This is a genomic window from Streptomyces sp. NPDC030183 (genome assembly GCF_055573455.1).
The window spans coordinates 303,640-317,398 of sequence record NZ_JBVIBK010000003.1 but is presented as its reverse complement, the minus strand read 5'-3'; the positions used below and the strand labels follow the sequence as shown (position 1 = coordinate 317,398).

Below are 13,759 nucleotides of genomic sequence, written 5' to 3'. Positions count from 1 at the left end.
AGGCGGCGGAAGACCGTTCGGGGGTGGGGGAGGCGGGTGCGACGGGCCGGTTCGACGCCGGTCAGGCCGGGCCGACCTCCCGCAGCAGCCCCGTCTTCACATCGAAGACGAAGCCGCGGACGTCGTCGGTGTGCAGCAGGAACGGGTTGGTCCGCACCCGCTGGATGGACTGACGTACGTCCTGGTCCACGTCCCGGAAGGACTCCACGGCCCAGGCCGGACGCTGGCCGACCTCCGCCTCCAGCTCGGTGCGGAAGTCCTCGGTGAGGGCCTCCAGACCGCAGCCGGTGTGGTGGATCAGCACCACGCTGCGGGTGCCCAGCTTGCGCTGGCTGATGGTGAGCGACCGGATCACGTCGTCGGTGACCACACCGCCCGCGTTGCGGATGGTGTGGCAGTCGCCCAGCTCGAGGCCGAGCGCGGCGTGCAGGTCCAGGCGCGCGTCCATGCAGGCCACGACGGCGACCCGCAGGACCGGGCGGGCGTCCATCCCGGGGTCGCTGAACGCGGCGGCGTACCGCCCGTTCGCCTCGACCAGCCGGTCGGTCACGGTGCCGCCGTTTATGGCGCCTTCGGTTTCGGTGGGAACTGATGCGGAGGTCGTCATAGGCATGACGGTACTGGTCACGAGCGCCGATGGCGCTCGGTGAGAGGGGACAAAGAACGTCATTGCAGGTTGTTGTGAGGTAACCCACAGGGGTGGCGGGATTGCACCACTCCGAGTGATTTCTCGGTATTCCGGGCTACGGCCCGAGGGCGGCGTCGCGACGCGCAGGCCGGTTGATTGACCGCAAGGGGCCGTGGACTAAAGTGACGCGGAGCGGGAGGCGAGGACCCCCTGCTGGACTGACATCCCCGAGAGATCCGGTCGCTGCCCGGCATCTCCCCGCGTGCGCGGCGCGTACGTACGGCTCGGCCTCCTCCCGCTCCCGGTCGGCCGGCACTTCCGGCGCCGGCGGACCTCCCCTTCACGAGCGGGCGGGGACCCGGCGGTGCGTACGGGCCCGCCGGACCTGAGAGGGCCCCTTGACCGAGAGCCGACACGTTCCCGTCATGCTCCAGCGGTGCCTGGACATGCTGGCCCCGGCCCTCACGGAGCCCGGCGCCGTCGTGGTCGACTGCACACTCGGCCTCGGCGGCCACAGCGAGGCGCTGCTCACCCGCTTCCCCGAGGCCCGGCTCGTCGCCCTCGACCGCGACAAGGAGGCGCTGCGCCTCTCCGGCAGGCGACTCGCCCCCTTCGGCGACCGCGCGACCCTGGTGCACGCCGTCTACGACGAACTCCCCGAGGTGCTCGCCCGCCTCGGCGTCCCGCACGTCCAGGGCGTCCTCTTCGACCTCGGCGTCTCCTCCATGCAACTCGACGAGGCCGACCGCGGCTTCGCCTACGCCCAGGACGCGCCCCTCGACATGCGCATGGACCAGACGACCGGCATCAGCGCCGCCGAGGTCCTCAACACCTACCCGGCCGGCGAACTCGTCCGGATCCTGCGGGCGTACGGCGAGGAGAAGCAGGCCAAGCGGATCGTCTCCGCGATCGTGCGCGAGCGCGACAAGGAGCCCTTCAGCAACAGCGCGCGCCTGGTCGAACTGATCCGCGACGCCCTGCCGCAGGCCGCCAAGCGCACCGGGGGCAACCCCGCCAAGCGCACCTTCCAGGCGCTGCGCATCGAGGTCAACGGCGAACTCACCGTACTGGAGCGGGCGATCCCCGCCGCCGTCAAGGCCCTTGCGGTCGGCGGCCGGATCGCCGTGCTGTCGTACCACTCGCTCGAAGACCGCCTCGTCAAGCAGGTGTTCGCGGCGGGCGCCGCCTCCACCGCGCCCCCCGGGCTCCCCGTCGTCCCCGAGCGCTACCAGCCCCGGCTCAAGCTCCTGACCCGTGGTGCCGAACTTCCCACCGAGGAAGAGGTCGCCGAGAACCGGCGTGCCGCCCCCGCACGGCTGCGCGGGGCGGAGCGCGTCCGGGAGGACGTGGAGTGAGGCGGACGAGGCGGCCGCAACACGGTGCGTGAAGGGGACGGTGGTGGGTCCGAGAACCGAACTCGCTGGCGCCAGGAGTGAGTCCGAGAACCGAACTGGCAGGGAGGGTGTGTGAGCAGGAAACCCGAACTGAAGGGCCGGGCCGCCCGTCTCGCGCGGCTGCTGCCCGCGGGCTCCGGCCGGGCCGCCCGCACCCCGTTCGTCCTCCTCGTCGTCGTGCTCCTCGGCGGCGGTCTCATCGGCCTCCTCGTCCTGAACTCCGCGCTGAGCGAGGGGTCGTTCCAGCTCGACGACCTCCAGGACGACGTCAAGAGCTACACCGACGAGGAACAGGCGCTCCAGCGGGACGTGGACGCCTACTCCGCCCCCGAGGCACTCCAGCGCCGCGCCCGCGAGCTGGGCATGGTGCCCGGCGGCGACCCCGCCTTCCTGGAACCCGGCGGCCGGGTCAAGGGCGTCCCGGGCCCCGCCGCCCCACAGTCACCGGCGAGCATGCCCCTGGTCCTCGCGCCCGAGGCACTCGCCCCCGCGGTCGCGGACGGCCCGACCCCCACACCGCCCCCCGCCCCGTCGGACTCGCCGGCCACCCCGTCTGCCGCGGCCGCCCCCGGCGCGGCGTCCGGTGCTGCGTCCGGCACCGCCCCCGGCGCGGCGTCCGGCACCGCCCCCGAAGCCCTCCGCGGTGCCGCCCCCGGCGCCGCTCCCACCCCCGCCGGCCCCTCCCCACGGTCCACCCCGCTCTCGACGAACCCCGGCAGGTGACGGAAGTGGTCGAATCAGGCAGGCAGCCGCCCCGCCGCCGCGTCCCCGGCCCCGCCCGGCCCGTACCCCCGGGCGGCCAGCAGCGCCGCCCCGGCCCCGGTGCCCGCCCCGCGGGCCAGCGCCGTCCGAGCGCGCCGCGGCAGCCCGCGCCGCGCACCATCCGGCTGGGCAGCCCGCGCCCCAGGCTGCGCATGGTGAGCCTCGCGCTGACCCTGGTGATGATCGCCTTCGTCGTCCGGCTGCTCCAGGTGCAGGCCGTCGACGCCGGCGAGTACGCGGCCAAGGCCGACCGCAACCGCTACGTCGGCCGGGTGCTCGCCGCCGAGCGGGGCGGGATCACCGACCGCAACGGCGTCGACCTGGCGATCAGCGCGGACGCCAACGACATCACCGCCGACCCGACGATGTTCACGCGCAAACTGCTCAAGATCGGCGACGGGCCCGAGCAGGCGGCGGCGCTCCTCGCGCCGATCCTGGGAGCCGACCAGGACACGATCGCCGAGAAGCTGCGCACGAAGAACACGCGGTACGTGCTCCTCGCCCGCCGCCAGACCCCGCAGGTCTGGAACCAGATCACCGATCTGCGGGCCGCGCTCGTCAAGAAGGCCAAGGACGACCCGGGCACCGTCAATGTGCTGGCCGGTGTCTTCCAGGAGCCCAGCAGCAAGCGCGTGTACCCCAACGGCGATCTCGCCGCCGGGATACTGGGCTGGGTCAACGCCGAGGGCAAGGGCGGCGGTGGCATCGAGCAGCAGCTGAACAGCGAACTGGCCGGCAAGAACGGCAAGATCCGCTACGCCCAGTCGGGCGGTCGGCTCGTTCCCACCGCGGGCTCCGCCGAGACCCCCGCCGTGGCCGGCTCGGACATCGAGCTGACCATCGACCGCGACATCCAGTGGGCCGCGCAGAACGCCATCACCGAGCAGGTGAAGAAGTCCAAGGCGGACCGCGGCTACGTGATAGTGCAGGACACCCGTACCGGCGAGATCCTCGCCATGGCCAACTCGCCCGGCTTCGACCCCAACGACCTCACCAAGGCGAACCCCGACGCCCTGGGCAACGCGGCCCTCCAGGACGCCTACGAGCCCGGCTCCACCGCCAAGGTCATGTCGATGGCCGCCGTCCTGGAGGAGAACGTCGCCACCCCCGAGACACACGTCACCGTGCCCAACCGGCTGCACCGCGGCGACCGCCTCTTCAAGGACGACATCGACCACCCGACCTGGTACCTGACGCTCAACGGCGTGCTCGCCAAGTCCAGCAACATCGGCACCATCCTCGCCACCGGGGAACTCGGCAGGAACCAGCGGGAGTCCAACCGGATCCTCTACTCCTACCTGCGCAAGTTCGGCATCGGCAGCTACACCGGGCTCGGCTTCCCCGGCGAGACCAGGGGCATCCTCGCCGCGCCCGGCGACTGGTCGACGTCGCAGCAGTACACGATCCCTTTCGGCCAGGGCGTCTCGATAAACGCGATGCAGGCGACCTCCGTCTTCTCGACGATCGCCAACGGCGGCGTCCGTGTCGCGCCCACCCTCGTCCGGGGCACCAAGGGGCCCGACGGCCGCTTCACCCCCGCCCCCAAGCCCAAGAAGACCCGGGTGGTGAGCGAGAGGACGGCGAAGACGCTGGCCAGGATGCTGGAATCCGTCGTGGACGACGAGGAGGGCACCGGCACCAAGGCCCGTATCCCCGGTTACCGGGTCGCGGGCAAGACGGGCACGGCGAACCGCGTGGATCCGGCCACCGGCAGATACCGCGGCTACACCTCGTCGTTCGCCGGGTTCGCACCCGCGGACAAGCCGCGGATCACCGTGTACTGCGCCATCCAGAACGCGACCAAGGGCAACTACTTCGGCGGCCAGATCTGCGGCCCCATCTACAAGGAGGTCATGGAGTTCGCCCTGAAGACCCTGCAGGTCCCGCCGACCGGCGCCGGACCCGCGAACCTGCCCGTCAGCTTCAAGCCCTGACCCGCCTCCCGGGCGACCCCCGACCCTCCTGACCCCTCCCTGATCCACCCGCTGATCAGCGCAACCAGCCAGGAACGCACCCGTGACCATGATCACTCCCGACCCCGGGAACCACGCATCCCCGTCTCCCCCGCCAAAACCCTCGCTTCGCTCCGGCGGGGGTGCGCCCGGTACGCTCACCGCCGTGCCACACGCTGATCAGTCCCAAACCACCCAGAAGGGCGTTTCCGTGACATACCCCGGACCGCCCAGGCCGGCCCAGCTCTCCGCCACACCCCTCGCGGAACTCGCCGGACACCTGGGTGCCGCACAGCCGGAGACCGGGGAGGCCACCGGGGTCACGGGCATCACCCATGACTCCCGCGCCGTCCGCCCCGGCGACCTGTACGCCGCCCTGCCCGGCGCCCGGATGCACGGCGCCGACTTCGTGAACCAGGCGGCCGGCCTCGGCGCCGTCGCCGTCCTGACCGACCCGAGCGGGGCCGAGCGCGCCGCCGCCACCGGGCTCCCGGTCCTCGTCGTCGACGACCCGCGCGGCCGGATGGGCGAGCTGGCGGCCACGATCTACGGCCGCCCCGGCCGCGACCTGCTCCAGATCGGCATCACCGGCACCTCCGGCAAGACCACCACCGCCTACCTCGTCGAGGGCGGCCTCAGGACGGTCCGCTCCACCGGGCTCATCGGCACCGTCGAGATGCGCATCGGCGACGAGCGCATCAAGTCCGAGCGCACCACCCCCGAGGCCACCGACCTCCAGGCCCTCTTCGCGGTCATGCGCGAACGCGGCGTGGACGCGGTCGTGATGGAGGTGTCCAGCCACGCCCTGGTCCTCGGCCGGGTCGACGGCTGCGTGTTCGACGTGGCGGTGTTCAACAACCTCAGCCCGGAGCACATGGAGTTCCACTCCGACATGGAGGACTACTTCCAGGCCAAGGCGGGGCTGTTCACACCCGAGCGCAGCAGGCTCGGCGTCGTCAACCTCGACGACGAGTACGGCCGCCGGCTCACCAAGGAGGCGTCGGTCCCCGTCGTCACGTTCTCCGCCGAGGGCCACCCCGACGCCGACTGGCGTGCCGTGGACGTCGAGGTCGGGCCGATGGACTCGACGTTCACCGTGATCGGCCCCAAGGGCGAGCGGATCACCGCCAGGTCGCCGCTGCCGGGCCCGTTCAACGTCGCCAACACCCTCGCCGCGATCGCCGCCCTGGCCGTCGCCGGGATCGATCCGCAGACCGCCGCGGACGGCGTCGCCGCCGTGCCGGGCGTGCCGGGCCGGCTGGAGCGCGTGGACGCCGGGCAGCCCTACCTCGCGGTCGTCGACTACGCCCACAAGACGGACGCCGTCGAGTCGGTCCTCAAGGCGCTGCGCAAGGTCACCGAGGGCAGGCTGCACGTGGTGCTCGGCTGCGGCGGCGACCGGGACCGGACCAAACGCGCGCCGATGGGCGCCGCCATCGCCCGGTTCGCCGACACGGCCGTACTGACCTCCGACAACCCCCGCTCCGAGGACCCCCTCGCGATCCTCGCCACCATGCTTCAGGGAGCGGCCTCCGTGCCGGCCCACGAGCGCGGCGAGGTCCTCCTCTTCGAGGACCGGGCCGCCGCGATCGCCGCGGCCGTGGCCCGCGCGGAACCCGGCGACACCGTGCTGGTCGCGGGCAAGGGCCACGAGCAGGGCCAGGACATCGCCGGCGTGGTCCGTCCCTTCGACGACCGCCAGGTGCTTCGCGAAGCTATCCAGCAGACCCAGGGATGAACTTGTGATCGCCCTCTCTCTCGCCGAGATCGCAGAAGTCGTCGGCGGGCAGACGCACGACATACCGGATCCGTCGGTCGAGGTCACCGGACCCGTCGTCCGGGACTCCCGTGAGGTGGAGCCCGGCAGCCTCTTCGTCGCCTTCGTCGGCGAGCGCGTGGACGGCCACGACTTCGCGGCCGCCGTCGTCGAGGCGGGCGCGGCAGCCGTGCTGGCGTCGCGCCCCGTCGGCGTGCCCGCGATCGTCGTGGCCGACGTCCAGGCGGCGCTCGGCGCCCTCGCCCGCCATGTGGTGCGCGAACTCGGCACCACCCTCGTCGCCCTCACCGGCTCCGCGGGCAAGACCAGCACCAAGGACCTCATCGCCCAGGTCCTCGGGCGCAAGGCGCCGACGGTGTTCACGCCCGGCTCCCTCAACAACGAGATCGGGCTGCCCCTCACCGCGCTCAGCGCCACCGAGGAGACCCGTTTCCTCGTCCTGGAGATGGGCGCCCGTGGCATCGGCCACATCCGCTACCTCACCGGCCTGACCCCGCCGAAGGTGGGCCTCGTGCTCAACGTCGGCAGCGCCCACATCGGCGAGTTCGGCGGCCGTGAGCAGATCGCGCAGGCCAAGGGCGAGTTGGTCGAGGCCCTGCCGCCGGCGAGCGAGGGCGGCGCCGCGATCCTCAACGCCGACGACCCCCTCGTCCGCGCCATGGCCTCCCGCACCAAGGCCAAGGTGGTCCTCTTCGGAGAGTCCGGCGAAGCGGACGTACGCGCCGAGAACGTACGGCTCACGGACGCGGGACAGCCCGCGTTCCGCCTTCACACACCCTCCGGTGCAAGTGATGTGACCATGCGCCTGTACGGTGAGCACCACGTGTCGAACGCGCTCGCCGCGGCCGCCGTCGCCCATGAGCTGGGCATGTCCGCGGAAGAGATCGCCACCGCGCTCTCCGAGGCGGGCTCCCTCTCCCGTTGGCGGATGGAGGTCACCGAGCGCCCGGACGGCGTGACGGTCGTCAACGACGCCTACAACGCGAACCCCGAGTCCATGCGGGCCGCTCTGCGCGCGCTCGCAGCCATGGGCAAGGGGCGGCGGACCTGGGCGGTGCTCGGCAAGATGGCCGAGCTCGGGGACGAATCGCTCGCCGAGCACGACGCGGTCGGACGGCTCGCCGTCCGGCTCAATGTCGGCAAGCTCGTCGCCGTCGGGGGCAGGGAGGCCTCCTGGCTGCAACTGGGCGCATACAACGAGGGTTCGTGGGGTGAGGAGTCGGTGCACGTGTCCGACGCACAGGCGGCGATCGACCTGTTGCGCAGTCAGTTGCGCCCGGGGGACGTCGTACTCGTGAAGGCGTCCCGGTCGGTCGGGCTCGAGAGTGTGGCGCAGGCGCTGCTCGACGGCGGCAACGAGGGTGAGGTTGCCGCGCGATGATGAATCAGATCCTGTTCGCAGGAGTCATCGGTCTCTTCCTGACGCTGGTCGGCACCCCGCTGCTGATCAAGCTGCTGGCCCGCAAGGGCTACGGCCAGTACATCCGTGACGACGGCCCGCGCGAGCACGCCAGCAAGCGCGGTACGCCGACCATGGGTGGTATCGCCTTCATCCTCGCGACGATCGTCGCGTACTTCCTGGCCAAGGTGATCTCGGGCCAGCCGCCGACGTTCTCCGGTCTGCTGGTGCTCGGCCTGATGGCCGGCATGGGCCTGGTCGGCTTCCTCGACGACTACATCAAGATCGTCAAGCGTCGTTCGCTCGGTCTGCGGGCCAAGGCCAAGATGGCCGGGCAGCTGATCGTCGGTATCGGCTTCGCGGTCCTCGCGCTGCAGTTCCCCGACGCCCGCGACCAGACACCGGCCTCCACCAGGCTCTCCTTCGTGCAGGACTTCGGCTGGTCCATCGGCCCGGTGCTGTTCGTGATCTGGGCGCTGTTCATGATCCTCGCGATGTCGAACGGCGTGAACCTGACCGACGGCCTCGACGGCCTCGCCACCGGCGCCTCCGTCCTCGTCTTCGGCGCGTACACCTTCATCGGCGTCTGGCAGTTCCAGGAGTCCTGCGCCAACACGCAGACCCTGACCAACCCGGAAGCCTGCTACGAGGTACGCGATCCCCTCGACCTCGCGATCGTCGCCTCCGCGCTGATGGGCGCCTGCCTCGGCTTCCTGTGGTGGAACACCTCGCCCGCGAAGATCTTCATGGGTGACACCGGTTCGCTGGCCCTCGGCGGCGCGCTCGCCGGTCTCGCGATCTGCTCCCGCACCGAGCTGCTCCTGGCGCTCCTCGGCGGTCTGTTCGTCCTCATCACCATGTCGGTCGTCATCCAGGTCGGCTCGTTCAAGCTGACCGGCAAGCGCGTCTTCCGCATGGCACCGCTCCAGCACCACTTCGAACTCAAGGGCTGGTCCGAGGTCCTCGTCGTGGTCCGCTTCTGGATCATCCAGGGCATCTGCGTGATCGTCGGACTGGGCCTCTTCTACGCGGGATGGGCGGCCGACAAGTGACCGACTGGCAGGGCAAGCACGTCACCGTCGCCGGGCTCGGCGTCTCCGGCATCCCCGCGGCCAAGGTCCTGCACGGCCTCGGCGCCGTCGTCACGGTCGTCAACGACGGCGACGACGAACGCGCCCGGGCCCAGGCCGCCGAGTTGGAGGCGCTCGGCGTCACCGTGCGTCTCGGAGACGGCGCCACCCTGCCGGAAGGCACCGAACTCGTCGTCACCGCGCCCGGCTGGAAGCCCGACAAGCCGCTGTTCACGGCCGCCCGCGAGGCGGGCCTGGAGATCTGGGGCGACGTCGAGCTGGCCTGGCGTCTGCGCGGCCCCGACGCACCGCCCTGGCTGGCCGTCACGGGCACCAACGGCAAGACCACCACGGTCCAGATGCTCGCCTCGATCCTGAGGGCCGCGGGGCTGCGCACGGCCGCCGTCGGCAACATCGGGGTCTCGCTCCTGGACGTCGTCCTCGGCGACGAGCAGTACGACGTCCTGGCCGTGGAGCTGTCCAGCTACCAGCTCCACTGGGCGCCCTCCCTGCGCGCCCACTCCGCCGCCGTCCTGAACCTCGCCCCCGACCACCTCGACTGGCACGGCTCCATGGAGGCGTACGCCAAGGACAAGGGCCGTGTGTACGAGGGCAATCGGGTCGCCTGCGTCTACAACGTGGCCGACAAGGCCACCGAGGACCTGGTGCGCGAGGCGGACGTCGAGGAGGGCTGCCGGGCCGTCGGGTTCACGCTCGGCACCCCGGGCCCGTCCCAACTCGGCGTCGTGGACGGCATCCTGGTCGACCGGGCCTTCGTCGAGAACCGGCAGAAGAACGCCCAGGAGCTCGCCGAGATCTCCGACGTCGACCCGCCGGCCCCGCACAACATCGCCAACGCCCTCGCCGCGGCGGCCCTCGCCCGTGCCTTCGGCGTGCCCGCCAAGGCCGTACGGGACGGCCTGCGGGCCTTCACCCCGGACGCGCACCGCATCGCGCACGTGGCCGACGTGGACGGCGTCACCTACATCGACGACTCCAAGGCCACCAACACGCACGCCGCGCAGGCATCGTTGGCGTCCTACGAGTCGATCGTGTGGATCGCCGGCGGACTCGCCAAGGGCGCGACCTTCGACGAACTCGTCGCCGGGGCCGCGAAGCGGCTGAGGGGCGTCGTGCTGATCGGCGCGGACCGCGCGCTGATCCGCGAAGCGCTCGCGCGACACGCCCCCGAGGTGCCGGTCGTGGACCTCGACCGGACTGACACTGGGGCGATGCTCGCGGCTGTCCGCGAGGCACGGGCGCTCGCACAGGCGGGCGACACGGTGCTGCTGGCACCGGCCTGCGCGTCGATGGACATGTTCGTCAACTACAACAGGCGCGGGGACGCGTTCGCGGAGGCAGTGCGCGAACTCGCCTCCGCGGACGGCTGACCGGCCCGCCCGTGCCTGGCGGCGGAGCTGGGCGAACCTGGGAGGGAACGCGTGACACGGTTGTCGTCGGTGCGCCGCGGGAAGGGCGCCCCCGATGCCCAGTAGCAGCCGTACCGGGCGCCCTCCCGTCCAGCGCCTCACCCGCCGCCCGCCCGTCCCCCGCCCGCCCCGCGAGAACCCCGTACGCCGGCTCCACACGCGGGCGCGGCGGGCCTGGGACCGTCCGCTCACCGCGTACTACCTGATCCTCGGCGGCAGCCTGCTGATCACCGTGCTCGGCCTGGTGATGGTCTACTCGGCCTCGCAGATCACCGCGTTGCAGAAGTCGCTGCCGGGGACCTTCTTCTTCCGCAAGCAGTTCCTCGCCGCCTCCATCGGCGCCCTCCTGCTGCTCGTGGCCTCGCGCATGCCGGTGAAGCTGCACCGGGCGCTGGCGTACCCGATCCTGGCCGGCTGCGTCTTCCTGATGGCCCTGGTGCAGGTCCCCGGGATAGGGCAGTCGATCAACGGCAACCAGAACTGGATCGCCGTCGGCGGCTCGTTCCAGATCCAGCCCAGTGAGTTCGGCAAGCTGGCGCTCGTGCTGTGGGGGGCCGACCTGCTCGCCCGCAAGGAGGACAAGCGGCTGCTGACCCAGTGGAAGCACATGCTGGTACCGCTGGTGCCGGTGACGTTCATGCTCCTCGGGCTCATCATGCTCGGCGGCGACATGGGCACCGCGATCATCCTCACGGCCATCCTGTTCGGTCTGCTGTGGCTGGCCGGCGCGCCGACCAGGCTGTTCGTGGGAGTGCTGTCCGTCGCCGGACTGATCGGCTTCGTCCTGATCAGGACCAGCGAGAACCGGATGGCCCGGCTCGCCTGCATCGGCGCGACGGAACCCCGCACGGACGGCGCCGACTGCTGGCAGGCCGTGCACGGCATCTACGCCCTCGCCTCGGGTGGAATCTTCGGCTCCGGGCTCGGCGCCAGTGTGGAAAAATGGGGCCAACTCCCGGAAGCACACACCGACTTCATCTTCGCCGTCACCGGTGAGGAACTGGGCCTCGCGGGGACGCTGTCGGTGCTCGCCCTCTTCGCGGCTCTAGGCTATGCGGGTATCCGCGTGGCCGGACGCACGGAGGACCCCTTCGTCAGGTATGCCGCGGGAGGCGTGACCACCTGGATCACCGCTCAGGCGGTGATCAACATCGGTGCGGTGCTCGGTCTGCTGCCGATCGCCGGAGTCCCGCTCCCGCTGTTCTCCTACGGGGGTTCCGCCCTGCTGCCGACCATGTTCGCCATCGGGCTGCTGATCGCCTTCGCACGCGACGAGCCCGCTGCGCGGGCGGCGCTTGCGATGCGGCAACCCCGCTTTGGTAGAAAGCGGGGCGGCGGCCCTTCGGGGCGGCCCGGGAGATGGAACACGATGCGACGGCGTGCCTGAGCGGTACGTACGTCCGGAGAGCGGTGAATTTCGGTGCATGTCGTCCTCGCCGGTGGCGGAACCGCCGGTCACATCGAGCCCGCGCTCGCCCTCGCGGACGCCCTGCGCAGGCAGGACCCGACCGTGGGCATCACGGCACTGGGCACGGAGCGCGGCCTTGAGACACGCCTCGTCCCCGAGCGCGGCTACGAACTCGCGCTGATCCCCGCCGTACCCCTGCCACGCAAGCCGACCCCGGAGCTGATCACCGTGCCCGGCCGGCTGCGCGGCACGATCAAGGCGACCGAGCAGATCCTGGAGCGCACCAAGGCGGACTGCGTCGTCGGATTCGGCGGCTACGTGGCACTGCCCGGCTATCTCGCCGCCAAGCGCCTCGGCGTGCCGATCGTCGTCCACGAGGCCAACGCCCGCCCCGGTCTCGCCAACAAGATCGGCTCCCGCTACGCCGCCCAGGTCGCCGTCTCCACCCCGGACAGCAAGCTGCGCGACGCCCGCTACATCGGCATCCCGCTGCGCCGCTCCATCGCCACCCTCGACCGCGCCGCGGCGCGGCCCGAGGCCCGCGCCCTGTTCGGCCTCGACCCGAACCTGCCGACGCTGCTGGTCTCCGGCGGCTCGCAGGGCGCCCGCCGCCTCAACGAGGTGGTCCAGCAGGTCGCGCCCTACCTCCAGCAGGCCGGGATCCAGATCCTGCACGCGGTCGGCCCGAAGAACGAACTGCCGCAGGTGCACCAGATGCCGGGGATGCCCCCGTACATCCCGGTACCGTACGTGGACCGGATGGACCTCGCGTACGCGGCGGCCGACATGATGCTGTGCCGAGCGGGCGCGATGACCGTCGCCGAGCTCTCCGCCGTCGGGCTCCCCGCCGCCTATGTCCCGCTGCCCATCGGCAACGGCGAACAGCGGCTGAACGCCCAGCCGGTGGTCAAGGCCGGCGGCGGACTGCTGGTCGACGACGCGGAACTGACCCCCCAGTGGGTCCAGCAGAACGTCCTGCCCGTGCTCGCCGACCCGCACCGGCTGTACGAGATGTCCCGCGCCGCCAGCGAGTTCGGCCGCCGGGACGCCGACGACCTGCTCGTCGGCATGGTGTACGAGGCGATCGCGTCGCGCCGCTAGGGGCGCGGCAGAAGGCAGGGGAGCGTGGCCGGACCGACCACCGCGGAACGCGGCGCGGACGACGATCTGGACTCCGGCCCGCTTCCACGGCGCCGACGGCGGCTGCCCGGCCCGCGGACGCTGGTCGGCGCCGCGGTCGCCCTGGTGCTGCTCGGCGGGGTCTCGGTCTGGGCCCTGTACGGCTCGTCGTGGCTGCGGGCCGAGCGGGTCTCCGTGTCGGGCACCCGGGTGCTCACCGAGGCCCAGGTGCGCGAGGCGGCCGAGGTGCCCCTCGGGGATCCGCTGATTTCCGTGGACACCGACGCGATCGAGTCGCGATTGCTGGAGAAATTGCCCCGAATCGACTCGGTTGAGGTCATTCGTTCCTGGCCTCATGGAATCGGGCTGAAAGTCACCGAGCGCACTCCGGTGCTGATTGTCGAAGCCGCCGGAAATTCGGGCAAGTACGTCGAAGTCGACGCGAAGGGTGTTCGTTTCGCCACCGTTTCGCGTGCCCCGAAGGGTGTTCCCGTCCTGGAATTGGCGCTGTCCCGTCCGGGATCCTCGGCCGCCAGTCTGCGGCGATTCGGCGAGGACCGGCTCGTGCGCGAGGCGGTACGGGTCGCGGGTGACATTCCGGCCGCCGTCGCGCCCGACACCCTGGTGGTCAAGGTGCGTTCGTACGACGCCATCTCGCTGGAGTTGAGCGGGGACCGTACCGTCGCCTGGGGGAGCGCGGAGAGGGGGCGTGCGAAGGCCCGTGCGCTCAGTGCTCTGATGGAAGCCGCCCCCGACGCGGGGCACTTCGACGTGAGTGTTCCCACCGCCCCTGCGTCAGCGGGAAGTTGACGCACATCCG

General features: G+C 71.5%; 11 protein-coding genes. 10 read left to right on the top strand and 1 reads right to left on the bottom strand.

Annotated features, from left to right (window positions below):
• Nucleotides 1-61 precede the first annotated feature (61 nt).
• The gene (locus tag ACZ4Z2_RS06100) at nucleotides 62-670 is read right to left on the bottom strand and encodes a beta-class carbonic anhydrase (RefSeq protein WP_468072829.1); all 609 of its coding nucleotides are present in this window, start codon (nucleotides 668-670) and stop codon (nucleotides 62-64) included.
• 356 nt (nucleotides 671-1,026) lie between these two features.
• On the opposite strand from ACZ4Z2_RS06100, the gene rsmH reads away from it, so the two are divergent.
• The 10 genes from rsmH to ACZ4Z2_RS06050 all read left to right on the top strand — a co-directional run bounded on the left by rsmH (nucleotide 1,027) and on the right by ACZ4Z2_RS06050 (nucleotide 13,749).
• Complete coding sequence (gene rsmH, locus ACZ4Z2_RS06095; RefSeq protein WP_468072827.1) at nucleotides 1,027-1,983, top strand: 16S rRNA (cytosine(1402)-N(4))-methyltransferase RsmH; 957 nt, start codon at nucleotides 1,027-1,029, stop codon at nucleotides 1,981-1,983.
• 111 nt (nucleotides 1,984-2,094) lie between these two features.
• Nucleotides 2,095-2,745 carry a cell division protein FtsL gene (gene ftsL / locus ACZ4Z2_RS06090; protein ID WP_468072825.1) on the top strand — a complete coding sequence of 217 codons (651 nt, stop codon included), beginning with the start codon at nucleotides 2,095-2,097 and terminating at the stop codon, nucleotides 2,743-2,745.
• Nucleotides 2,746-2,750: 5 nt separating this feature from the next.
• Nucleotides 2,751-4,718 (top strand): peptidoglycan D,D-transpeptidase FtsI family protein, encoded by a 1,968-nt coding sequence (locus ACZ4Z2_RS06085; protein ID WP_468072823.1) that lies wholly within the window; start codon nucleotides 2,751-2,753, stop codon nucleotides 4,716-4,718.
• 82 nt (nucleotides 4,719-4,800) lie between these two features.
• Entirely contained in the window at nucleotides 4,801-6,474 is a 1,674-nt protein-coding gene (locus ACZ4Z2_RS06080; protein WP_468072822.1) for a UDP-N-acetylmuramoyl-L-alanyl-D-glutamate--2,6-diaminopimelate ligase, read from the top strand.
• Nucleotides 6,475-6,478: 4 nt separating this feature from the next.
• Complete coding sequence (locus ACZ4Z2_RS06075; RefSeq protein WP_468072820.1) at nucleotides 6,479-7,894, top strand: UDP-N-acetylmuramoyl-tripeptide--D-alanyl-D-alanine ligase; 1,416 nt, start codon at nucleotides 6,479-6,481, stop codon at nucleotides 7,892-7,894.
• The gene (gene mraY, locus ACZ4Z2_RS06070) at nucleotides 7,891-8,964 is read left to right on the top strand and encodes a phospho-N-acetylmuramoyl-pentapeptide-transferase (protein WP_468072819.1); all 1,074 of its coding nucleotides are present in this window, start codon (nucleotides 7,891-7,893) and stop codon (nucleotides 8,962-8,964) included. Before ACZ4Z2_RS06075 ends, mraY begins: the two co-directional genes overlap by 4 nt.
• Nucleotides 8,946-10,373 carry a UDP-N-acetylmuramoyl-L-alanine--D-glutamate ligase gene (gene murD / locus ACZ4Z2_RS06065; RefSeq protein ID WP_468072817.1) on the top strand — a complete coding sequence of 476 codons (1,428 nt, stop codon included), beginning with the start codon at nucleotides 8,946-8,948 and terminating at the stop codon, nucleotides 10,371-10,373. Before mraY ends, murD begins: the two co-directional genes overlap by 19 nt.
• A 94-nt stretch (nucleotides 10,374-10,467) precedes the next feature.
• The gene (gene ftsW, locus ACZ4Z2_RS06060; RefSeq protein ID WP_468072815.1) at nucleotides 10,468-11,799 is read left to right on the top strand and encodes a putative lipid II flippase FtsW; all 1,332 of its coding nucleotides are present in this window, start codon (nucleotides 10,468-10,470) and stop codon (nucleotides 11,797-11,799) included.
• Nucleotides 11,800-11,832: 33 nt separating this feature from the next.
• Nucleotides 11,833-12,921 carry an undecaprenyldiphospho-muramoylpentapeptide beta-N-acetylglucosaminyltransferase gene (murG, locus tag ACZ4Z2_RS06055; protein WP_468072813.1) on the top strand — a complete coding sequence of 363 codons (1,089 nt, stop codon included), beginning with the start codon at nucleotides 11,833-11,835 and terminating at the stop codon, nucleotides 12,919-12,921.
• 24 nt (nucleotides 12,922-12,945) lie between these two features.
• Complete coding sequence (locus ACZ4Z2_RS06050; protein ID WP_468072812.1) at nucleotides 12,946-13,749, top strand: cell division protein FtsQ/DivIB; 804 nt, start codon at nucleotides 12,946-12,948, stop codon at nucleotides 13,747-13,749.
• Nucleotides 13,750-13,759 lie beyond the last annotated feature (10 nt).

Coding starts and splice junctions, on each gene's coding strand:
- ACZ4Z2_RS06100 (WP_468072829.1), bottom strand. CDS start 670: ATGACGTTCTTTGTCCCCTCTCACCGAGCGCCATCGGCGCTCGTGACC.
- mraY (WP_468072819.1), top strand. CDS start 7,891: ATGATGAATCAGATCCTGTTCGCAGGAGTCATCGGTCTCTTCCTGACG.
- murD (WP_468072817.1), top strand. CDS start 8,946: ATGGGCGGCCGACAAGTGACCGACTGGCAGGGCAAGCACGTCACCGTC.
- ftsW (WP_468072815.1), top strand. CDS start 10,468: ATGCCCAGTAGCAGCCGTACCGGGCGCCCTCCCGTCCAGCGCCTCACC.